This window comes from Bacillus mobilis (assembly GCF_001884045.1).
In the GTDB taxonomy this organism is placed as follows: domain Bacteria; phylum Bacillota; class Bacilli; order Bacillales; family Bacillaceae_G; genus Bacillus_A; species Bacillus_A mobilis.
This window is the reverse complement of sequence record NZ_MACF01000119.1, coordinates 339,286-359,680: the sequence shown is the minus strand read 5'-3', so window position 1 is coordinate 359,680 and position 20,395 is coordinate 339,286. Positions and strand designations below refer to the sequence as shown.

The following is a 20,395-nucleotide window of genomic DNA, read 5'->3' as shown; positions in this document are numbered from 1 at the left end:
GTGATATATGTTTTATTGTTTCGTTATAAATGGAGGTAAATGAAGTGAAAAAAATATTACTAATGGCAACTTTAGCGACGACATTATTATCAGCGTGTAGTAATAATGTGAAAGAAGAAGTATCTAACAATGAGGAAGAAAAACGTGAAACTAGTGCAAAAATAGTAGAGCAGAAAGAGTATATTATTATTGATAAGAATTATAATGAAATATTTCTAAAAGATGCTAGCTCAAATAAAGAAGATAGTGTGAAAGTAAGTTTAAATGATTTAAATCCAACAAAATGGGAGGCACCTGTAAGAAACGGTATCCTAGATATAGGTGATCATATTTCTTTGGAAAAAGAAGAGGATAAATATACACCTACATTAGTAAAAGATCTTGTTGGTGAAATAAAGTATGATGGTACAATTAAATATAAAATTTTAGAAGCAACTAATAAATCAGTAAAGTGGTTTCCGCTAAATAAAGAGAACAATGGAGGATATGTTCCGCCTGAGATGGTAAAAGTAGTGAATGCTTCGAAAATAAAAGCTGGAGATATTGTTACAATTCAAGATAAAACAAAAAGCAGTAAAGACGCAATTGTATATGAACTGACAATTGTTGAATAAGTATAGAAGATTGTAAGAGAAGTACAATATATTTAGGTAAGGACTAACCCCATAATAAAATATTTGGAGGTTACAAATGTTTGAAGCACAAACATCTATTAAACATGAACAACATAAAAAATTAGTGCAAACAATAGTAGCTGAAATCTTATCAATAGATAAGGTAACTGGATGTATGCTTATCGGATCTGTCGCAAGAGGTGATGCATATCCTGATTCGGATTTAGACTTATATATTCTGTTAGAAGACGGACAAAAGAAGAAGTTTCATTCTGAAACGAGGGAAGAAATTTTAGTTGAATATAAGTATGCAGGCGTTAATCAAATACTAGTAAACTTTAAAAACAATCCGATGGAACTATACTCATTTTTAGAAGGGGAAATTTTATTTGATAAAAGCGGCGAGTTGAAAAGGTTAAAGGAGATAGCTACCTATGAATTTGAAAACTATCGTGTTTTTAGTGGCAAAGTGAAAGGTATTTCTCATTGGTTGCATAGTTCACTCATTAAAATTCAGTCTGCTTTGAAAGTAAATGATGAGTTAAAAGCTTCATACATCGTTCATACGTCAACGTGGACATTGTTAGAAGGGATATGGGCTATTAATAACCAACCCACGCCGCCAGCGGGCTCTGTTTTAAAGTATATTCAAGCGTTGCCTAATAAACCAATTCAATTGGAGGTATTACTTCATAAACTATTTTTAGGTGCTACGAAAGAACGTACCTCTTCAGCAATTTTCTTGATTGAGTGGGTTTTACATAATTTGAAAATTAAATAATGTGGCTATTTTATATAGTACATTAATATTTCACGTTGAATGGTTCATGTAATTGCATTCATTAAAAAATGTTCTAGGTCATAGAGAAAAGTATTAGACTATAAAGCATAGTCTTAGATGGAACGCTTGAATATCTTACCTTACATATTTAAGTGTTACGAAAATGAGTCTACATACCCTGTGGTTAAAAGGAGATGAGTGAATGAAGTTAAATCATTTGAATCTATGCGTCGATGATTTATCAGAAGCGAGACATTTCTTTGAAACATTTTTTGATTTTCAATTTTTGGAGCAAAAGGGAAAGGCACTAGTAGTGATGAGTGACGAGAGTGGATTTCTACTTGTACTAAGCGACCCCAAAGCATTTAAGGGGAATAAGGAAGTTATGTATCCTGAAGCTTTTCATATTGGTTTTTTAGTGGATACTTCAAATGAAGTTGATCAAGCATATAATCGTTTAGTAGCTGGAGGTATTGAAATAGAAAAGGCACCGTATTCTATGAGAGGTAGTAGTTACGGTTTTTATTTTACAATGTTTAATGGATTGTTAATTGAAGTGTCTTGCCTTGACTATAAAGATGGTAAGAAAATTCAATAGCAACCAACAAGAGTAATTGTTGAATGTTGTAAATATAGCCCCTTATCCAGTTTGGAAAGGGGCTTGATCATTTTAAGGGACATAAAAGTAAAAACAAACGAATTTTAGTCAGGAAAAGGGTTTGTGAGACAGCCTTTTTATTAATCTATCTGAATCTCAAATTCAAGCACAACTTGATCTTTCCTAAACGGTATATTAAGTTCTTTAAATCGTAAGCTTATTCCAGACAAATTATTAGGAAGGGCAGGAGATATAACGAAATGATGACTAAAATGTCCATCAGTGCCGCCACCACCTTCTGGCCAGCAATCATATGTATCATCTATTGATAATTGGAAAAAACTATGAGGCTTATTTTCATTAAAAACTTCATCAGTGGAATCCCAATCACTATATAAATAAACTACACTAGCATTTGCATATTGCCGAATAAAAGTTACCGTATACATGATACCGTTATGTTCATACGTTTTAAAAACCGGTATATGTTTTTGGAATGTAGTTGGTTCAACGCGAGGTTTAAATTCACCTTCGTCCATCATGGAAGAGAATAGTGAATTTAAATAGTCTGGATAAAAACCGAATTGCTTTGCCCATTTGTAAATCGCTTCATCATGTGGAAAGCCTGGATCACCACCTGAAAGTTCTTTCCGTTCTTTTAATAGTGCACAAATTTTTTCATCGATAGTATATAATTTTTCATCGTAATAATCAGTAGGGCGTTCAAAAGTCATGCGTTTCATAATCATTCCTCCTTTTCTTTATTTTAACAAAAAAGAAAGGAAGATACATTTTTAAATGTAAGATCATTCATAACTCGAATATTGTAGATTTAAAATGAAGTCTGATAACAAGGGCTATTTTGCAGAGGAATTGATTATGCATAAAATAATGTATGAATCAAGCAGGTTTCCCATATGGTAAAGTACGAAATTATTATAAGTAGTACAGTGATATGAATAGGAGGTTATCGCTATGACAGCTGTATTTAAAGATATGGCATTCCAGCTAAAAACGGAACGACTCGACCTAAATATGTGGGAAGAATCTGATGCGGTTTGGCTGAGAAAATTAATTGGTGAACGTGGCGTGGACATGCCAACTATTGAATCGGTTCGTAGCTCTCTTATCGAAATGCGCAAGAAAGCAACTGAAAATGGTATTTCTCTTCTTACTATTCGTAGGAGAGAAGAAGGGGATTTCATCGGATACTGTGGCTTAATCATCGGTCGGTCCACGCTTGAAGAGCCGGAAATTGCATATGAGTTGTTCCAAAGTGCTCATCGCAAGGGTTATGCGACAGAGGCAGCATCAGCTGTGCTTGAGGCTGCAATTGCTACGGGTCGTCATAGACTTTGGTCTACTGTAGGTGCTTGGAATACGGCGTCTTTCCGAGTATTAGAAAAGATAGGGTTTAAGCGGCATCACAGTACGTGGGGGGAGCGCGGTGAGATTGTGTGGAACGTACGCGATCTGTAGAAATTTGACCCAATTCAGAACAAAAAATGAAAAAGAAAGCCTCTATGTTAGATTACTTAGTAATCTAACATAGAGGCTTTTCCTTATAGTAAATATTGATTTTGTATATATGTAAGTGTAATAGTCTGTCGTTTGTTTTAATTTTTTACATCTTCATATAATTGGAGAGCCTCTTTCACATTCAATCCATTCTTCACTATGCCATGAATCGCTTGAATCATGGCAGCAGGATGTTCAGATTGCCATATGTTTCGGCCCATGTCTACGCCGATTGCGCCTTCTTGCAGTGCATTGTACGTAATGTTTAATGCGTCTTCAATTGAATCTAGTTTTGGTCCACCAGCGATTACGACTGGAGCAGGGCAAGTACTTGTAATTTTTTCGAACCCTTCGCAGTAATACGTTTTAATAATGTCAGCTCCCATTTCAACGCATACGCGGGAAGCGAGTGCTAAAAAGCGAGCTTCACGTTTTTGCAGTTCTTTCGCAACAGCGGTAATGCCGAGTACTGGTAGACCGTAATCGTGAGCTTCTGAAACTACATTTGCGAGATTTGAAACTGTTTGTGTTTCATAATCTGATCCGACGAAAACAGAAACACCGACGCCAATTGCGTTTTGTTTCACTGCTTCTTTTACAGGTGTAACAATTGTTTCATTCGCTAAATCTTTACCGACGACAGTAGCTCCGCCTGATACACGCATAACCATCGGTGTGCTGCAGTTTTCAGGAATACAGGAGCTAAGTACACCGCGCGTTAAAAAGAGGGAATCTGTATAAGGAAGTAAGTTTTTAACTGTTTCAAGTGGTTGTTCTAGCCCGTGAATGGGTCCTAAAAAGTAGCCGTGGTCTATCGCTAACATAACCGCTCTGCCATCAGGTAAAATTGTGTTTAATCGATTTTTAAATCCCCAAGTCATTTGAAATCACTCCTTCGTTAATGTTGGATTTTCAGTTTGTACCGTATCTTTATTTGGTAAATGTGGTGACTTAATAAAAACTGCTTTAAAAGGTTTGTCAGAATGGTTAATAAGATAGTGAGATTCATGAGGGCGAACTTGCAGGACATCGCCTTGTTTAATCGGAACTCTTTCGTTATTCACATAGAAATCAATTTCACCTTCTAATGCATAAAAGACTTCCTCACACATCGTATGATAGTGGTTTTGAAATTCTTGCCCAGGCTGAATGACAACAAGGCCAAGATCAATATTCGGACCTTGTATTAAATATTTCGGCCCGTTATCACCGAAGCGATAGGAAAAGTCATTTTCATTCGCTTTTAACATAATTTTCACTCCTTTATGTAATGTGTTACAGTGCACCAGGTGCAATCCACATATGTGAGGTGAGCCCTTTATCAGCTAAAGCGAGCTGACTGTCATACACAGTTTTCCATGTTTCATAGAATTCTTTATATAGTTCATGATTTTCAGTAACTGGTTCAAATGTGTGCTCCCACTGTACAAACTGTTCGGCAGTTTCTTCCATAGATGAATATATGCCAGCCCCGATTCCAGCAGCAATCGCAGTTCCTAAAGCAGCTGCTTCTTTCACAACGGGAACTTTTACAGGAATACCGAGTACGTCTGATAAAATTTGTGGCCACAGTTTTCCTTTAGCAGCACCACCAGCAAAAATGACTTCAGAAGGGAATGTTCCTGTGAGATTTTCTATTAATTTTAAGTTACCAAGTGTAACGAAGGCAGCATTTTCCTCAATAGCACGGAACAGTTCTTTTTTTCCGCATTTGTCAGCATCTAAACTTAAATTTAAAAAAGAAGGTGCAGCATGACGCCAAGAAATGTAGTTCATAACGTTTGAAAAAGTAGGGATAATACCATATGAACCGACAGGTACGTCTTTCGCTTGTTCTTCTAATAATGCATAAGCATCTACACCGAGTTTGTCAGCAAGTTTCTTTTCCTCTTGGCAAAAAGCGTCTCGAAACCAGCGCATAACAAGGCCAGGGAAAAAGGCGATTGTTTCATATTGCCATAGGTTCGGAACGACGTGACAATTTACCCGAATTGCAGCTTGTGGATCTGTTATCGGCGCTGTAATATTCACTTCTTGTTGCCAAAAACTACCGCCGCATATTAAGGTTTGATTAGGCTTCACGACTCCAGTTCCGAGCGATGCCATTTGAGCATCTCCGCCCCCGGCGACGACAGGAATTCCTTCACGTAATCCAGTTAATACTGCACACTCTTTTGTAACGTTGCCGATAACGGTACCAGCTTCATTTACTGTTGGTGAAAATGGCAACGTTAGACCGCACTCCTTAGCGACATCGTTATCCCACACTCTATTTTGTAAGTCAAAAATACCAGACGTACATCCGTTTGAGGAATCAATTTGCAGTACGCCGCTTAATTTATATAAAATCCAATCGTTTAACATCGTAAAAGAATGAATATTGCTATAGACGTCTGGTTCATGTTTTTTAATCCAAAGTAGGCGGGGTAAAGCACCTAATGAAAAAGTTTGCCCAGATCTTGTATATAAATCTTCTTCAAGATGTGACCGAATTTCTTTTAGTTCACTAACTTCAGTTGATGCGCGCCCATCAACATTTGCGCATGCCCATATTTCTTGCCCATCTTTATCATATAAAACAAAACCTTCTCGCATACTAGTAGCGCTAATAGCTTGAATAGAAGAGGGTGGTATATTACTTCTTTGCAGAACTTCTTTCGTACATTGTTGTACAAGTTGCCAGTTTTCAATGACATCAAAATTCATAGAACCTGGGTAACGAGGATCCGTTTTATGAATCCATTCTTTTTGACTGACCGCAATTTGATTACCTAATAAATCAAAAAGAACAGCTCGAATGCTTCCTGTACCAGCATCAAAAGCTAATAAATGAGACATTAACAATCACCATCCTTTCGTAATAAGGAGAGAGCCGTTTCCTCATCGGTAATTAATGTATGAATGAACTTTCCTTTTAAAGCACCAAAAATTGCATCTATCTTTTCTGTACCTCCAGCAACACCAATGACATGCTTCATTTTGCGAAGGATAGAGAGCGGTGTACCAATAAGGCGGTTGTGATGCGGGAGCTTTAATAAATCCCCATCTGTATTATAAAACTGCCCTAAAATATCGCCCGCCCCGTTTTGACTACGAATATATGTCATCTCACATAGTGTTAATTTTTCTTCTTTTACAATCGTAGCGTCTTGAGATAATCCTCCAATACCAACAACAGCCGTATGAGCAAGTGAAGCGACATGAAGCATATCCTTTACACTTGGTTCTGATAAAATGCTTTGTGCCATTTCGGTTGTGGATGCTAGAAACGGCGTAGGGATAATATGAAGATCACCTTGCATGTAGTGTAAATAGTTTTGTTTTCTCGGGAGATAGTGATTTACTCCGCCAGTTAGCGTTACGATTGAAAGATTAATGGAACTTTCAAAATGAATATTTTCTAGCATTTTGCTAATTGTTTCTCCCCAGCCAATTCCGAGTAAATCACCTTGCTGGAGCTGAGTTTCTAAATATTGTGCAGCAGCTTTTCCGAGAGAAGCGTGATAATTGTTTACTGGAGTAGGGATTATGAAAGCATCTTTTAAGTGGAATTTTTTCATTAGGTCACGTTCAATACTTAAACAGTGCAAACCAGTACCTTTTACGTGAAATGTAACGATACCTTCACTGCGTGCCTTATCTAATAACCGGACGACTTTATTTCTAGAAATATGAAGAAGTGAAGCGATCTCCTGTTGTGTTAATTGATCTTTATAATAGTACCAAGCTACTTTAGTTAATAAATTCTCTTCAAAGTTCAGCTGTGTCATACTCGTCATCCCTTTCAACAATTGACCAATGCTTAAACATATGTGCCGTATATTTTGTTTATTCCAGTTGAAACGATTAATAGTCTGATGAAAAAAATGTTCTAGATATGAAAAAAGGAATATACAATGCTACAAAACAAGTAGAACAAATAATCATTTTCTCAAAAAATGTTCTGTATAAAGGCAGGTGACATCATGTGGATAACGTACCTTTATTACAAGTAAAGGAAATGAGTAAGGCGTTTTCAAATCAACTTGTACTAAAAGAAGTAAACTTACAATTAGAGCGTGGTGAGATATACGCTTTAGTTGGGGGAAATGGTGCTGGAAAATCAACATTAATGAAAATATTAACGGGGTTATATTCGTATGATAGTGGAGAAATGTATGTAAAAGGAATGAGGAAACAGTTTGCAAATCCGAAAGAAGCACACAGAGAAGGGGTTTACTTAATACCACAAGAACCACTCATTTTTCCGCATATGACCATTGAAGAAAATATATGTATCGGACTGAAAAGGAAGAAAAAGGAATTAAAAGTAAAGATTCAGCAATTAATTGACAGTTTAGGATGGGATATTGACCTTAATGAACTAGGAGGATCACTATCCATTGCGCAGCAACAGTTAGTAGAAATCGTAAGAGGATTAATACGAGAAGCCGAGATTCTTATTTTAGATGAGCCAACATCGACATTAACAACTCACGAAATTAAGAGTCTTTTTGTGCTGATGAAAAATTTACAAGAAAAAGGAATTGGGATGATATATATTACGCATCGCTTTCCAGAAATCTTTGAAATTGCCAACAAAGTAGCGATTTTACGTGATGGAATGATTATAAGCCAAGGGGATGTATGTAACTATACATATGACATGCTAATGGAGGGTTTATTGCCGCAAGGGTATAAACAAGAAGAGGAAAGAGAAATAGTGCAAGAGACAAAAGAAACGAAAAAAATATTAGAAGTATCTGATATAACGAGTCACGCTTTCGAAAATATATCATTCACTGTACATGCTGGTGAAATTGTAGGTATTGCGGGCATTGTTGGATCGGGCAGAACTGAATTAGCAGAATCGATATTAGGATTAAAATCTATAAAATCAGGTTCCATTTTATTAGAAGGAAAATCAATTGATTCATGCTCTTTGCATAAAAGACTAAGAGAAGGACTTGTTTATGTGCCAGAGGATAGAGCCAGAAATGGTATTTTCTCAATTGCATCGGTTAAAGAAAATATGACTGCAGCATGTTTACATCAGAATTGTCGCTTTTTCATTAACCAAGAAAAAGAAAGCGCTTTAGTAAAGTCGTATATAGAACAGTTTCGAATTGTTGTACGAAGCATGGATGAAGTTCTAGCATCTTTATCAGGAGGTAATCAGCAAAAAGTCGTACTTGCAAAATATCTTGCGTGTAATCCGAAAATTATTATTCTTGATGAACCGACTCGCGGAATTGATGCGAAAGCAAGGCTTGAAGTATATGAGACGATAGAAAAAATGAAAAGGGAAGGACTCGCAATATTATTAATCTCTTCAGATGTTGAAGAAATTGTTCAATTAGTAAACCGTGTATATGTAATGCGAAATGGAAAATTTGTTTCTCATTTGGAGAAAGAAAAGGTGAATGTAGATGAAGTTACACGTCTTGCTTACGGAGGTGTAACGGAATGAAACGTATGTATAAAATGCACGAAACATCTATCATACTGTTATTACTAAGTTATATTGCCATTGTCGGAATGATAAATCCAAGTTTCGTTCAACTTAACTCGTTATCTTTAATGATGAAATCTAGCGTTATTTTAGTCGTGCTAGCAATTGGCCAATCGTTTGTCTTATTTACGAAAAATATAGACGTATCAGTTGGTTCAATTATGGGATTAAGCGCAGCGGTTTGCGGGATGTTGTTAACGGATGGATTTAGTGCAATCTTGTCTATTACTGCCGCTATAATACTTGGGGCTATTATTGGTTTTGTAAACGGAGTTGGCGTTGCGAAGCTTCGAGTACCAGCTATTATTATGACATTAGGTATGTTAGGGATCATTAGAGGTGCGATGTTAATTTTCACAGGCGGAAAATGGATTGAAGATATTCCAAACAATTTTAAGCAACTCTCATCTATCGTCATACTTGGTCTGCCAATAACTGTATGGGTTGTTCTGATTATTTTACTACTACTATACTTCTTTTTAAGGAAAGTACCATACGGGAGATACTTTTATGCGGTAGGTGATAATGAAGATGGCGCGAGACTTATTGGTATACCAGTTAATAAAGTAAAGATATATGCGTTTATTATATCAGGCATAAGTGCTGCGCTCGCTGGTTGCATTTTTGTTATGAATATCGGGTTCGTTCCTAACCAAACAGGTACTGGGATGGAACTACAGGTTATCGCAGCCGCTGTACTAGGAGGAATTCATTTAAAAGGAGGAACGGGTTCTATATTTGGAGCTGCATTAGGAGCGTTATTTTTAGAGGCGATAAGCAGTTCACTCGTATTTTTAAAAATACCAGCATTTTGGAATAATGCTATTTCAGGTTTCTTATTATTATTAATCGTCATATTAGATAGTGTTATGAAAAAGTGGAGGGCAGAAAGGAGGATGAATCTATGAAGTATTTATATAGATGGGAAGGTGTTCTAATTGTATTACTTTTTATAGAATTCATTCTCTTTAGTTTTATAAGTAGTGATTTCTTAAATATTAGTAACCTTCTTTTTAGTACAAATGATTTTCTATTTATCGCAATCGCTGCGATACCAATGACTTTCGTTATTGTAACAGGAGGAATTGATGTATCGGTCGGCTCAATAATGGGGCTCACTTCAATCTTGATCGGTGTGCTTTGGATGAACGGAATACCTATTTTATTTGCTGTCATAATAGCCCTAATCATTAGTTGCTTAGCAGGAGCTTTAAACGGAATCATTATAAAAATGACAGATGTAGAGCCACTTGTCGTTACACTCGGAACGATGTTTTTATACGGAGGAATTGCACTCGTCATTTCGGGAGGGGCAGGAGCTTCTGGATATGAAGGGATAAGTGGTTTACCTGAATCATTTGTACAACTGGCAAATGGTAGTTTTATAGGGATACCGAATTTATTATGGATACTGATCGTATTAACAGTTTTATGTACTTTATTATTCCACCGAACTGTATATGGGCGTCACGTAAAATTAACAGGAGCGAACGAAAACGCAGCAAAATACACAGGGATTAAAACGAAACAAGTAGTTATCATCGCTTACATAATTTCCGGGTTAGGAGGTGGATTAGGGGGCGCTTTTTTAACTGCATATTTCGGTTCCGCACGTGCAGATATGGGAAGTGAAACGATTTTACCAATTATTACAGCAGTTGTATTAGGAGGGACACTTATTACAGGGGGAAAAGGAAGCATTATCGGTACTGTACTGGCAAGTATTTTTATAGGGTTAATGCAGTATGGTTTGCAAATGACGGGTTTAACAAATGAACAATCCAACGTAGTAATTGGTATTATTCTTATTCTTTCAGTTATTATAAGACATTTCAAATTACATCAAATTACACCAGGGAAAAGAAAGAATTTGCATAAGGGGGAAATGTCATGAAGAGAAAACTAGGGATTGTATTCATTGTATGTATTTGTTTAATCGGTTTAATAGCTTGTTCTAGTCAAACGGCAGATAAGAAAAAAGCGGATGATGTGAAATTTGCATTCATTCCGAAACTAACTGGGGTTGGTTTCTTTACATCTGGTGGTGAAGGAGCAAAAGAGATGGGAGATAAACTAGGCGTACAAGTGAAGTATGATGGACCGTCTGAAGCAAGCGTATCAGGGCAAGTGAAATATATAAACAATTTTATTAACCAAAACTATGATGCACTTATGATCTCCTCTACTTCAGTGGATGGTCTATCACAATCATTACAACGCGCTAAGAAAAAAGGGATGACGGTGTTAACGTGGGACTCTGATGTGAATCCGAAAGACCGTTCATTTTATATAAGCCAAGGTACACCAGATCAACTTGCTAACTTATTAATTGAAATGACTTCAAAGCAAATTGGAGATAAAGGCAAAGTAGCCTTCTTTTATTCAAGTCCAACAGTAACGGATCAAAATCAATGGGTAACGAAAGCGAAAGAAATTATTAAAAAGAAATATCCGAACTGGGAAATTGTTACGACACAGTACGGTGAAAATAATGCGCAAAAATCGTTATCAGTAGGGGAGAACATTTTAAAAACGTATCCAGATATTAATGCAGTCATTTGCCCGGATGCAACGGCACTTCCGGCAATGGCACAAGCAGCTGAAAACTTGAAAATGGATAAAAAAGTAGCCGTAACTGGCTTCTCTACACCAAACGTTATGCGTGATTACGTAAAACGAGGAACAGTACAACAATTCGGATTATGGGATGTAAAACAACAAGGTGCACTCGCAACGTTTGTAGCAAATGAAATAGTAGTTAAAGGGAAGAAGTTAAAAGTAGGGGATAGCTTCGAAGTAAAAGGAATCGGAAAAGTGAAAGTAGAGCCAAACTCCATCCAAGGTTATGATTATGAGGCAGAAGGAAACGGAATTATCGTATTACCAGAGCGAGTTGTATTTACGAAAGAGAATATTGATAAATATAATTTCTAGTAAAGAAAAAACGTCCGAATATATCGGACGTTTTTTAATTTCTTCATTAGTTATGAACTGTTTCTTTTTCATTTAATCCAAGCGTACGACCAGTCGAAGTGTGAAGATCTTGGAATAATCTTGGATTTTCAGTTAGTGAAATGCCGTAAGAAGGGATCATTTCTTTTATTTTTCCTTCCCATTCTACCATGCGGCTTGGGAAACATTTTTCTAATACTTCAAGCATGACGTGAACGGCAGTAGAAGCACCTGGTGAAGCACCTAGTAACGCAGCGATTGATCCATCAGCCGCACTAACAACTTCTGTACCGAATTGAAGAGTACCTTTACCACCAGCATCAGTATCTTTAATTACTTGTACACGTTGCCCAGCAACTACAATATCCCAATCTTCACTTTTCGCGTTCGGAATGAATTCGCGTAATTCTTCCATACGCTTTTCGTGTGATAACATAACTTGCTGAATTAAGTATTTTGTTAGTCCCATTTCTTTTACACCAGCTGCTAACATCGTTAAGACGTTATTCGGTTTTACAGAACCAATTAAGTCAAGGTTTGAGCCAGTTTTTAAGAACTTAGGAGAGAACCCAGCGAACGGTCCAAATAGTAAAGCTTTTTTATTGTCTATATATCTCGTATCAAGGTGAGGTACAGACATTGGCGGAGCGCCAACTTTAGCTTTACCGTAAACTTTCGCATGATGTTGCTCTACAACTTTTTGGTTTTTACATACCATAAATAGTCCACTTACTGGGAATCCACCGATATGTTTTGATTCAGGAATTCCAGTCTTTTGTAGTAGAGGTAGGCTACCGCCACCGCCGCCAATAAAGACGAATTTTGCAGTATGATGCTCAATTTTACCACTATTCATATCGTGTACTTTTACTTCCCACAAACCATTCTTTGTGCGTTTAATATTTTCGACACTATGTTTGTAGTTTAGCTCGACATTTTTAGTTTGTAAGTAATCAAACAACATACGTGTTAATGCACCGAAGTTAACATCTGTTCCAGAGTCAATCTTCGTCGCAGCCATCGGTTCGTTTGGTGTACGTCCTTCCATAATGAGTGGAAGCCATTTTTTTAATGTTTCAGGAGCATCGGAAAATTCCATACCTTGAAACAGTGGATTTTTTGAAAGCGCTTCAAAACGGTTTTTTAGAAACTCAACATTTTTTTCACCTTGTACTAAACTCATATGAGGTAGAGGCATAATAAAATCTTGTGGATTACGAATTAATTTACTTTTTACAAGATATGCCCAAAATTGTCTTGAAAGCTGGAATTGCTCATTCACTTTTACAGCCTTACCAATATCTATAGATCCGTCAGATTTTTCGGAAGTATAGTTCAGTTCGCATAGCGCAGAATGCCCTGTACCTGCATTATTCCATTCATTAGAGCTTTCTTCCCCGGCACTTGCGAGTTTTTCAAAAACTTTAATTTCCCATTCAGGTGCTAATTCTTTTAGTAATGAGCCTAACGTTGCACTCATAATTCCTGCACCAATTAAGATAACGTCTGTTTTTTGCTGCATGTTGCTCATGATAATCTCTCCATCCCCTATATTGGCAAAAAAGAGTAGGTGTTCACTATATCTAAGCCGTAAAAAGAAAACACCGCCTAGGCCCCACCTAGGTATTTACCTTTTTTGTCTCAATTATATAACCATCTCATACTCTATTATAATAATTAATAGACTAAAATATCTAGTGTTATCTGATAATTTTAAACTATTTAACGTTTTATTCGCTAAAAATCTTATTTAACAAGCTCTTTTAAGGTGGTAAATAGAAAAAAATTACAGTTTGAAATTATCTCGAAAAAGCTTACGTATCGTAAAGTGGGTAGAAAGGGTACCTTTTTATGGGATTTTTGCACTAGAAATAGTAAGATTATTCTGTGAAAAAACAAAAGGAGGGATACCAATGCGTACACAAGAACAAATAGCAAACTTATTTCGAAATTTTTCAATAAAGGAATGTAAAGGGTCAAGTGACTTATATGAATACTTATCAATTCAAATTGCTGAAGATGAGGAAGTGCTTACACTATCTTCCTACGCTCAAGTAGGCCAACCAGTCCCAAACTTATTATTAGGCGCCGTACATTATTTATTACTTGCAGGGAAAGAACATCAGTTAAAAACGTATTATAGTAGCTTAGTTGAAAATAAGAATACAAATTTAGACCAAGTGTTTGATCATTTTAAAGACTTTTGTAAAAAGTACCGAGAAGATATCATTACTTTGTTACAAACGAAACTCGTTCAAACGAATGAAGTAAGGCGATGTGCGTACTTATACCCAAGTTTCTGCTACATATTTAATAAAGTGAAAAAGCCGTTAGCGTTAATCGAAATTGGGACAAGTTCTGGATTACAACTATTTTGGGACCAATATAGCTATTCGTACGGAACAGATGAAACATACGGAAATATAAATTCGAATGTACATTTAACTTCTGAAATAAGAGGGGAGAATGTACCTCATTTTCTAAAAGAAAGTCCATCTGTCGTAGAAAGAATCGGACTAGATTTGCATGTAAATGTTTTACATAGTGATGAAGATTATTTTTGGCTACGTGCACTCATTTGGCCAGAACATAAAGAACGACTTGAAATGTTTGACCAAGCAGCATCTTTAGTAAAAAATGAATCAGTCCAATTAATAGAAGGAGACGGTGTTGAACTATTACCATCTATTATTGGACAAATAAGTGAAGATGCAGTAATCTGTATTTTCCATACACACGTCGCAAATCAAATACCTGAACAAGTAAAATATAATTTAGAAAAACAAGTGCAAGAAATCGGCGCAAAACGTGATGTATTCCACCTGTATAACAACATGTGGGACCGGGATCTTCATATTGATTATTATATTAACGGAAACGAATATCGTGAAACGGTTGGGGAAACGGAAGGGCATGGGAGATGGTTTAGTTGGAAACTTGGAAAGGAGACGCTTTGTTAGTATGTCTTCAAAATGAAAAATAGCTAATGGGAATATACCATTAGCTATTTTTCATGAAACTCATCAGGAGTCCAAGTGGAGATTTCATTACCCGGTGCAGCAACAACAAGCCAATCCTCACATTGAACACCAGCTTGCCAACATTCATAATCATCATAAAAACCATTTATGAAAATAATTTGCCCATTCCTTAATGTAATGATTAAATGAGGTCTTTCTATGCCGAGTTGTATATCTATAATTTTTTGTCTTCTCATTTCAAATATTCTCTTATATTCTTCTTCCTCAGTATAATCGTCATATTCATCTTCATTAGATGGGTATTTATGGGGAGGTTTATTAAATAAACGCCATTTCGTTTCAATACTGATATATAATTGCCCCTCATAATGAACAGGAGTGTAAAAATTTGTAAAATGAATCTTTATTGCGGTTGGAGAAATTCCAAATTGTAATCGATCAACTTGCGCTCCTACGAAGAGATTTTTTAACACGTTTTCAGCGTGAATTTTATCCTCTATATTCATTCTTGAAATCCTCCTTTCCTTAAAAATATAACTTATATTTTTATTGTAATAAATAAATTTCCATGTAAAATGAACCTTTTGTGAGAAACGGGCGAATATAGTGTGAAAGATTATGAGAGGGGAACGTAATTTTGGATGAAGTACAATTAAAAGAATGGCTGTATAAAATGCAGTCTGGGGACCAAGAAGCCTTTCAAGTTATTTATGAGTACACATGTAAAGATATTTATAAAACAGTAGTATTTTTAGTAGGAAGTCAAAACGAAGATGTAGACGATGTAGTGAATGAAGTGTACATACAAATGTGGAAGTCCGTAACAAACTATGATATGAATCGTTCATTTCGTTTTTGGTTACATGGACTAGTTGTGAAGCAAGTACAGGATTGGCGTCGTAAATCGTGGCGAAGGTTTCGGATTTTTGAAAAGAAAAAAATGTATGAACAAGATCGTTCTTACGTAATGCATGAAGATATTTTACATAAGGAAACGCGTAATGAATTAGTGGAGATTGTACAAAAATTATCTTATAAGCATCGTGTAGTAATAATTATGCGTTACTTCCATGAATATAGTATGGAGGATATTGCTGCACTTCTTCAAATCCCTACTGGTACAGTGAAATCCCGGTTACATACTGCGCTAAAACGATTAAGAGCTGAAATGGAGCATATGCCAGACATAAGAGAGGGAGAAGTAAATGGATTTTGAAAAATATGTAACGAATGAATTGAAAAGAAAGGCAGCGAATCTAGAGCCTTCTCCGAATCTAGAAGATAAAGTACAAGCTTCTTTTTATAAATACGAAAAGATGAAAAATAAAGAGAAAACTTCTATGAAGAAAAAGTTATTACTTGGCTTTGTAGCTGCAGCTATTTTAATCCCGACTGGTACTTTTGCAGGTACCACATTAATGGATAAAATTGTTGGGACACCAGAAAAAGCAAGACAAGATATCGGAATGACTGAGGATGGTTATAATTTAGTAATGGAACGTATAGAAATTGCTAAACGTATATTTACAGAAGAGGACTTTGAAAAGTATGTAGCTTTATTACAGGAAACGTACCATTTTTATAAGAAAGTAAGTGTCGTAGAGAATGGTGAGAGACAATATACAGTTACAAATCGTCTAAATGCTGATGAAGAAAAGAGAGATATAGAGGTAATGGAACAATTAAATACATATGAAGAAAGAATAGATCAACAATTTACCTATACATTTGAACAAGCTGAAAAAATAACTGGTTTTCCAATCAAGCATCCAACGTATATTCCGGTTGGACATCAATTAGTATTTGAAGAAGTAAAAGCAGAAGCGACATTAGACAAACCAATGCCGTTGATTTCGATGAGATATGAAAAGCGTAATGTAAAAAAAGAGCCACATACTTCAGATGTAGAATTAGGTTTTACAATTCATCAATTAGAGATCGTTGAGGGAGAATATAAAGATTATTTTCTTGATAGACCATTTGATAAACCATCTAAAAGAGGACATAATTTTACTGGAGATATAAAAAAATATAAATTAAATGGCTATGACGTAACATTCGGTGAGTATAAAGAATCGAATGTACGAGCTATGAAAATAGTGGTGCCTGCAAAAGAAGGGGAAAAAGCATATCAAGTCTATATTAATGGTAGTATGCTTTCTAAAAAAGAGCTTGAGAAAGTTTTACTTTCGATGGTTGAATAGAGCGTAATATGTAAAGAAATGCTACTTTGAGTTCAAGTGTAGCATTTCTTTTTTTATATAGTTAAATAATTGTACTCAAAATCTCCCCAGGCAATCCGTATCTTTTTCCCCAGTGCTCTGGCAAAATCATATAACCAATTTCAGCTTCTCTAACATTCTCTTCTTTTACCGTAACATGTTCAAGACCTACATATTCATTTGTAATAGAATCATACACTTTATAGGAGCCGAATATTTGATGGTTTTCATTGCGTTTTAACAGCCTTGTAAAGTCATTTTGCGCTTCATTTAACGGAATAGTGCGCTCAGTAATTTGTTCCATTACTTGTTCATTTGATACGAGTTGGAAATATAAATTGAAATCTGTTTCTTCAAATTTAGTAAAATACACCTTTTGCATAATATTCCTCCAAACCAAATTTCAATTGTTCTTCAGAAAAGAAAAAGAGACATTAAATCGTAATTTCAATTTGATTACCTTCAGGATCGCTTATTACACTTTCGTAATAGCCATCTCCAGTGAAGCGTGGCCCATTTAGTAAAGGATAACCAGCATCTTTTAAGATTGTAGTAATTTCATTTACACGTTCCTCACTGCCTACTGAAAACGCCATATGTGCATAGCCAGTTATATTAAGATTAGGCTCATTTTCAATACCTTTTTTGCGCATAAGTTCAAGCCTTGCTCCAGTTTCAAACGTAATAAAATAAGATTCGAATTGTTTCGCTTCATTATGATATAAAGAGTTTGCTTTACCATTAAAGTACTTCGTATAGAAAGTACGCATGAATTCTAAATCATTTACCCAAATTGCAATATGTTCTATTTTCATAATTTTCACCAGCCCTAACTTAACTAATTAGGTTTTCACTTTATAAAAATTGTTTTTGCATTGCAAGAATTTTGACTGGGTGTTAAAGAGGGTTGTTAATTTTTGGTTATACATGAGCATATAATGTGTAAGTAAAGAATCAACATAGTTTTTACAGAAAAGGGTGAATGAAGTATATGAATCCATTTGAGCAAATGATGTACGTTGGTGTCATCATGTCTATTGTACTATCTGTAATGATTTTAGGATCTTTATATTATAATCCACGTCTTTCGTTAACTGATTATCCAAAAGATATTCAAAAGGTAGTTTTTCCGAAATCGATTTATGAAAAAAAGCAAACAATCTACTTTAATATTGCATATCATGCGATTCTTTTCGGTACTCCGTTCGTTTCTACATATATACTACATAAACATGAAAAATTATTGTATATAGATGCCTATTTACATACTTTTGGTATTTTAATGATCTTCAATTTAGTTGATTTGTTTATAATCGATTGGCTAATTTTTTGCTGGATTACCCCGGAATTTGTTGTTATTCCTAGTACAGAGGGGATGAAGGGATATAAAGATTATAAGTTTCATTTAAGAGGTGCTATAGTCGGCGCAAAATTTTTAGCAATCGTAAGTTTATTTTTGGCGGGAATTGCGACAACGATTTAGTATGCAAAAGGGCATGAAGGGCTTATAGAAGATGAAGAGATTGATAATGTATAGAATTAGAAATGAGAATTTGATACTATTGAAGTAGGAAGTTTTAAAAACAGTATATTAAGCGGTATTAATATACTATTGCAAATGTTTTGATACGCTGTGGAATTTCCTGGTTTTATGGAAATTTTTCATAGAATACAAAAAACGTAATGGAGGCTAATATGAAAAAAGTAATTGGAGCAGCAACAGCAACTGTTTTTGGGTTGGGGGCTTTTACCACAACTGCTATCGCAGAAACGATCGTAACAGCAGATGTACTCAACGTACGTGAAAAACCGACAACGGAATCAAAAGTTGTTGAAAAGGTAAAAGAGGGACAAGAGTTAAAAGTAATAAATACCGAAGATGGATGGTCAAAAATTGATTTAAACGGTAAAGAAGTGTTTGTAAGTTCAGAGTTTACAAAAGATGTGTATCATGTAACAGCGAATTTGTTAAATGTCCGTTCTGATGCAAATACTGAATCAGAAATACTTGGTAGACTGAAAAAAGATGATGTTATTGAATCAACGCATCAAGTAAAAGACGGATGGCTGCAATTTGAGTATAAAGGAAAAACAGCTTATATAAATGTTTCTTTCCTATCAAGTACAGCACCAGTTGAAAAAAAAGCTGAAGAGAAAACGAAGCAAGTAGCAAAAGTACAAAAAACGGTTAAAGCTAAGGAAGAAGTGAAAACACAAAAGGTAGCAAAGCTTAAGGAAGAGGCGAAAGTACAAGAAGTAGTAAAACCTAAGGAAGAAGCGAAAGTACAAGAAGTAGTAAAACCTAAGGAAGAAGCGAAAGTACAAGAAGTAGTAAAGCCTAAGGAAGAAACGAAAGTACAAGAAGTAGTAAAACCTAAAGAAGAAGCGAAAGTACAAGAAGTAGTAAAACCTAAAGAAGAAGCGAAAGTACAAGAAGTAGTAAAGCCTAAGGAAGAAGAGAAAGCCCAAGAAATAGCGAAGGCTAAAGAAGAAGCAAAAGCCCAAGAAATAGCGAAGGCTAAAGAAGAAGCAAAAGCCCAAGAAATAGCGAAGGCTAGAGAAGAAGCAAAAGCCCAAGAAATAGCGAAGGCTAGAGAAGAAGCAAAAGCCCAAGAGATAGAAAAGGCTAAAGCAAGAGAAATAGCAAAGGCTAAGGAAGAAGAGAAAGCAAGAGAAATAGAAAAGGCTAAGGAAGAAGAGAAAGCAAGAGAAATAGCCAAAGCTAAGGAAGAAGAGAAAGCAAGAGAAGTAGCAAAGGCTAAGGAAGAAGCAAAAGCCCAAGAGATAGAAAAGGCTAAAGCAAGAGAAATAGCAAAGGCTAAGGAAGAAGAGAAAGCAAGAGAAATAGCCAAAGCAAAAGAAGAGTCTAAAAATAACATACAGTCTGCTAAACGTGAATTAACGGTAGTAGCGACAGCATATACTGCTGATCCAAGTGAAAATGGTACATATGGTGGACGCGTTTTAACTGCGATGGGGCATGATTTAACGGCTAATCCGAATATGAGAATTATCGCAGTAGATCCGAAAGTAATCCCATTAGGATCTAAAGTATGGGTAGAAGGTTAGGGCGAAGCTATCGCTGGTGATACTGGAAGTGCTATTAAAGGAAATCGTATTGATGTTTTAATGGGCTCAAAAAGTAAAGCTATGAATTGGGGAAGACAAACAGTTAAAGTTAAAATTTTATAATAAATATAGTTAACTAGATAGAAGTCAGTCCTCTTTATTGAGACTG

General features: G+C 35.6%; 20 protein-coding genes and 2 pseudogenes. 13 read left to right on the top strand and 9 right to left on the bottom strand.

Annotation, left to right across the window (positions count from 1 at the left end; genetic code table 11):
* Positions 1-29: 29 nt before the first annotated feature.
* The 3 genes from BAQ44_RS21520 (at position 30) to BAQ44_RS21510 (ending at position 1,993) form a co-directional block, all read left to right on the top strand.
* A complete protein-coding gene (locus BAQ44_RS21520; RefSeq protein WP_071723636.1) occupies positions 30-614 on the top strand; it encodes a hypothetical protein in 585 nt (194 codons plus the stop codon).
* A gap of 76 nt (positions 615-690) precedes the next feature.
* Positions 691-1,395, top strand: a complete 705-nt coding sequence (locus tag BAQ44_RS21515) for a nucleotidyltransferase domain-containing protein (RefSeq protein ID WP_071723634.1) — start codon at positions 691-693, stop codon at positions 1,393-1,395.
* A 202-nt stretch (positions 1,396-1,597) separates the two neighbouring features.
* Positions 1,598-1,993 (top strand): VOC family protein, encoded by a 396-nt coding sequence (locus BAQ44_RS21510; protein ID WP_071723632.1) that lies wholly within the window; start codon positions 1,598-1,600, stop codon positions 1,991-1,993.
* A gap of 140 nt (positions 1,994-2,133) precedes the next feature.
* Here the strand turns inward: BAQ44_RS21510 and BAQ44_RS21505 are convergent, their stop codons facing one another.
* Entirely contained in the window at positions 2,134-2,736 is a 603-nt protein-coding gene (locus tag BAQ44_RS21505) for a hypothetical protein (protein WP_071723629.1), read from the bottom strand.
* Positions 2,737-2,968: 232 nt separating this feature from the next.
* On the opposite strand from BAQ44_RS21505, the gene BAQ44_RS21500 reads away from it, so the two are divergent.
* Positions 2,969-3,472 (top strand): GNAT family N-acetyltransferase, encoded by a 504-nt coding sequence (locus tag BAQ44_RS21500; RefSeq protein WP_071723628.1) that lies wholly within the window; start codon positions 2,969-2,971, stop codon positions 3,470-3,472.
* A gap of 137 nt (positions 3,473-3,609) precedes the next feature.
* On the opposite strand, the gene lsrF is transcribed toward BAQ44_RS21500, so the two are convergent.
* The 4 genes from lsrF to BAQ44_RS21480 are packed head-to-tail and all read right to left on the bottom strand — an operon-like array spanning position 3,610 to position 7,281.
* Positions 3,610-4,392: a 3-hydroxy-5-phosphonooxypentane-2,4-dione thiolase gene (lsrF, locus tag BAQ44_RS21495; RefSeq protein WP_000219778.1), complete on the bottom strand. Its 783-nt coding sequence runs from the start codon at positions 4,390-4,392 to the stop codon at positions 3,610-3,612.
* Positions 4,393-4,398: 6 nt separating this feature from the next.
* The gene (locus BAQ44_RS21490; protein WP_071723625.1) at positions 4,399-4,761 is read right to left on the bottom strand and encodes a cupin domain-containing protein; all 363 of its coding nucleotides are present in this window, start codon (positions 4,759-4,761) and stop codon (positions 4,399-4,401) included.
* Between the two features lie 25 nt (positions 4,762-4,786).
* Entirely contained in the window at positions 4,787-6,349 is a 1,563-nt protein-coding gene (gene lsrK, locus BAQ44_RS21485) for an autoinducer-2 kinase (RefSeq protein WP_071723622.1), read from the bottom strand.
* Positions 6,349-7,281 (bottom strand): sugar-binding transcriptional regulator, encoded by a 933-nt coding sequence (locus BAQ44_RS21480; protein ID WP_063259465.1) that lies wholly within the window; start codon positions 7,279-7,281, stop codon positions 6,349-6,351. Before BAQ44_RS21480 ends, lsrK begins: the two co-directional genes overlap by 1 nt.
* A 197-nt stretch (positions 7,282-7,478) precedes the next feature.
* Here BAQ44_RS21480 and BAQ44_RS21475 point away from each other — a divergent pair, with 197 nt between their 5' ends.
* From BAQ44_RS21475 to lsrB, 4 genes are read left to right on the top strand one after another with little or no spacing between them, the layout of a single operon-like run.
* The gene (locus BAQ44_RS21475; RefSeq protein ID WP_071723620.1) at positions 7,479-8,960 is read left to right on the top strand and encodes a sugar ABC transporter ATP-binding protein; all 1,482 of its coding nucleotides are present in this window, start codon (positions 7,479-7,481) and stop codon (positions 8,958-8,960) included.
* Positions 8,957-9,910, top strand: a complete 954-nt coding sequence (locus BAQ44_RS21470; RefSeq protein WP_071723619.1) for an ABC transporter permease subunit — start codon at positions 8,957-8,959, stop codon at positions 9,908-9,910. The genes BAQ44_RS21475 and BAQ44_RS21470 overlap by 4 nt, the downstream gene beginning before the upstream one ends.
* Entirely contained in the window at positions 9,907-10,896 is a 990-nt protein-coding gene (locus BAQ44_RS21465; protein WP_061679968.1) for an ABC transporter permease, read from the top strand. The genes BAQ44_RS21470 and BAQ44_RS21465 overlap by 4 nt, the downstream gene beginning before the upstream one ends.
* Positions 10,893-11,936, top strand: a complete 1,044-nt coding sequence (gene lsrB, locus BAQ44_RS21460) for an autoinducer 2 ABC transporter substrate-binding protein LsrB (protein WP_071723616.1) — start codon at positions 10,893-10,895, stop codon at positions 11,934-11,936. Before BAQ44_RS21465 ends, lsrB begins: the two co-directional genes overlap by 4 nt.
* Positions 11,937-11,982: 46 nt before the next feature.
* Here the strand turns inward: lsrB and BAQ44_RS21455 are convergent, their stop codons facing one another.
* Positions 11,983-13,485, bottom strand: a complete 1,503-nt coding sequence (locus BAQ44_RS21455) for a malate:quinone oxidoreductase (RefSeq protein ID WP_061679966.1) — start codon at positions 13,483-13,485, stop codon at positions 11,983-11,985.
* Positions 13,486-13,867: 382 nt separating this feature from the next.
* Here BAQ44_RS21455 and BAQ44_RS21450 point away from each other — a divergent pair, with 382 nt between their 5' ends.
* Entirely contained in the window at positions 13,868-14,914 is a 1,047-nt protein-coding gene (locus BAQ44_RS21450) for a DUF2332 domain-containing protein (RefSeq protein ID WP_071723614.1), read from the top strand.
* Positions 14,915-14,958: 44 nt separating this feature from the next.
* Here BAQ44_RS21450 and BAQ44_RS21445 read toward each other — a convergent pair whose 3' ends face one another.
* Positions 14,959-15,441 (bottom strand): hypothetical protein, encoded by a 483-nt coding sequence (locus BAQ44_RS21445; RefSeq protein WP_071723612.1) that lies wholly within the window; start codon positions 15,439-15,441, stop codon positions 14,959-14,961.
* Positions 15,442-15,572: 131 nt separating this feature from the next.
* Between BAQ44_RS21445 and BAQ44_RS21440 the strand changes: the two genes are divergently transcribed.
* Together BAQ44_RS21440 and BAQ44_RS21435 are read left to right on the top strand one after the other, a co-directional pair.
* Positions 15,573-16,151, top strand: a complete 579-nt coding sequence (locus BAQ44_RS21440; protein WP_071723610.1) for a sigma-70 family RNA polymerase sigma factor — start codon at positions 15,573-15,575, stop codon at positions 16,149-16,151.
* Complete coding sequence (locus BAQ44_RS21435; RefSeq protein WP_071723608.1) at positions 16,141-17,139, top strand: hypothetical protein; 999 nt, start codon at positions 16,141-16,143, stop codon at positions 17,137-17,139. The genes BAQ44_RS21440 and BAQ44_RS21435 overlap by 11 nt, the downstream gene beginning before the upstream one ends.
* 94 nt (positions 17,140-17,233) lie before the next feature.
* Here BAQ44_RS21435 and BAQ44_RS21430 read toward each other — a convergent pair.
* Together BAQ44_RS21430 and BAQ44_RS21425 are read right to left on the bottom strand one after the other, a co-directional pair.
* Positions 17,234-17,539: pseudogene (locus BAQ44_RS21430) on the bottom strand (GNAT family N-acetyltransferase); the annotation flags it as partial.
* Between the two features lie 52 nt (positions 17,540-17,591).
* Complete coding sequence (locus BAQ44_RS21425; RefSeq protein ID WP_063259471.1) at positions 17,592-17,972, bottom strand: VOC family protein; 381 nt, start codon at positions 17,970-17,972, stop codon at positions 17,592-17,594.
* Positions 17,973-18,148: 176 nt separating this feature from the next.
* On the opposite strand from BAQ44_RS21425, the gene BAQ44_RS21420 reads away from it, so the two are divergent.
* Positions 18,149-18,640, top strand: coding sequence for a hypothetical protein (locus tag BAQ44_RS21420; protein WP_063259472.1), 492 nt, complete (start codon positions 18,149-18,151; stop codon positions 18,638-18,640).
* A 212-nt stretch (positions 18,641-18,852) separates the two neighbouring features.
* Positions 18,853-20,349, top strand: a pseudogene (gene entB, locus BAQ44_RS21415) (cell wall-binding protein EntB).
* The last annotated feature ends 46 nt before the right edge of the window (positions 20,350-20,395 follow it).

Coding starts and splice junctions, on each gene's coding strand:
- BAQ44_RS21520 (WP_071723636.1), top strand. CDS start 30: ATGGAGGTAAATGAAGTGAAAAAAATATTACTAATGGCAACTTTAGCG.
- BAQ44_RS21515 (WP_071723634.1), top strand. CDS start 691: ATGTTTGAAGCACAAACATCTATTAAACATGAACAACATAAAAAATTA.
- BAQ44_RS21510 (WP_071723632.1), top strand. CDS start 1,598: ATGAAGTTAAATCATTTGAATCTATGCGTCGATGATTTATCAGAAGCG.
- BAQ44_RS21505 (WP_071723629.1), bottom strand. CDS start 2,736: ATGAAACGCATGACTTTTGAACGCCCTACTGATTATTACGATGAAAAA.
- BAQ44_RS21500 (WP_071723628.1), top strand. CDS start 2,969: ATGACAGCTGTATTTAAAGATATGGCATTCCAGCTAAAAACGGAACGA.
- lsrF (WP_000219778.1), bottom strand. CDS start 4,392: ATGACTTGGGGATTTAAAAATCGATTAAACACAATTTTACCTGATGGC.
- BAQ44_RS21490 (WP_071723625.1), bottom strand. CDS start 4,761: ATGTTAAAAGCGAATGAAAATGACTTTTCCTATCGCTTCGGTGATAAC.
- lsrK (WP_071723622.1), bottom strand. CDS start 6,349: ATGTCTCATTTATTAGCTTTTGATGCTGGTACAGGAAGCATTCGAGCT.
- BAQ44_RS21480 (WP_063259465.1), bottom strand. CDS start 7,281: ATGACACAGCTGAACTTTGAAGAGAATTTATTAACTAAAGTAGCTTGG.
- BAQ44_RS21470 (WP_071723619.1), top strand. CDS start 8,957: ATGAAACGTATGTATAAAATGCACGAAACATCTATCATACTGTTATTA.
- BAQ44_RS21465 (WP_061679968.1), top strand. CDS start 9,907: ATGAAGTATTTATATAGATGGGAAGGTGTTCTAATTGTATTACTTTTT.
- lsrB (WP_071723616.1), top strand. CDS start 10,893: ATGAAGAGAAAACTAGGGATTGTATTCATTGTATGTATTTGTTTAATC.
- BAQ44_RS21455 (WP_061679966.1), bottom strand. CDS start 13,485: ATGAGCAACATGCAGCAAAAAACAGACGTTATCTTAATTGGTGCAGGA.
- BAQ44_RS21450 (WP_071723614.1), top strand. CDS start 13,868: ATGCGTACACAAGAACAAATAGCAAACTTATTTCGAAATTTTTCAATA.
- BAQ44_RS21445 (WP_071723612.1), bottom strand. CDS start 15,441: ATGAATATAGAGGATAAAATTCACGCTGAAAACGTGTTAAAAAATCTC.
- BAQ44_RS21435 (WP_071723608.1), top strand. CDS start 16,141: ATGGATTTTGAAAAATATGTAACGAATGAATTGAAAAGAAAGGCAGCG.
- BAQ44_RS21425 (WP_063259471.1), bottom strand. CDS start 17,972: ATGAAAATAGAACATATTGCAATTTGGGTAAATGATTTAGAATTCATG.
- BAQ44_RS21420 (WP_063259472.1), top strand. CDS start 18,149: ATGAATCCATTTGAGCAAATGATGTACGTTGGTGTCATCATGTCTATT.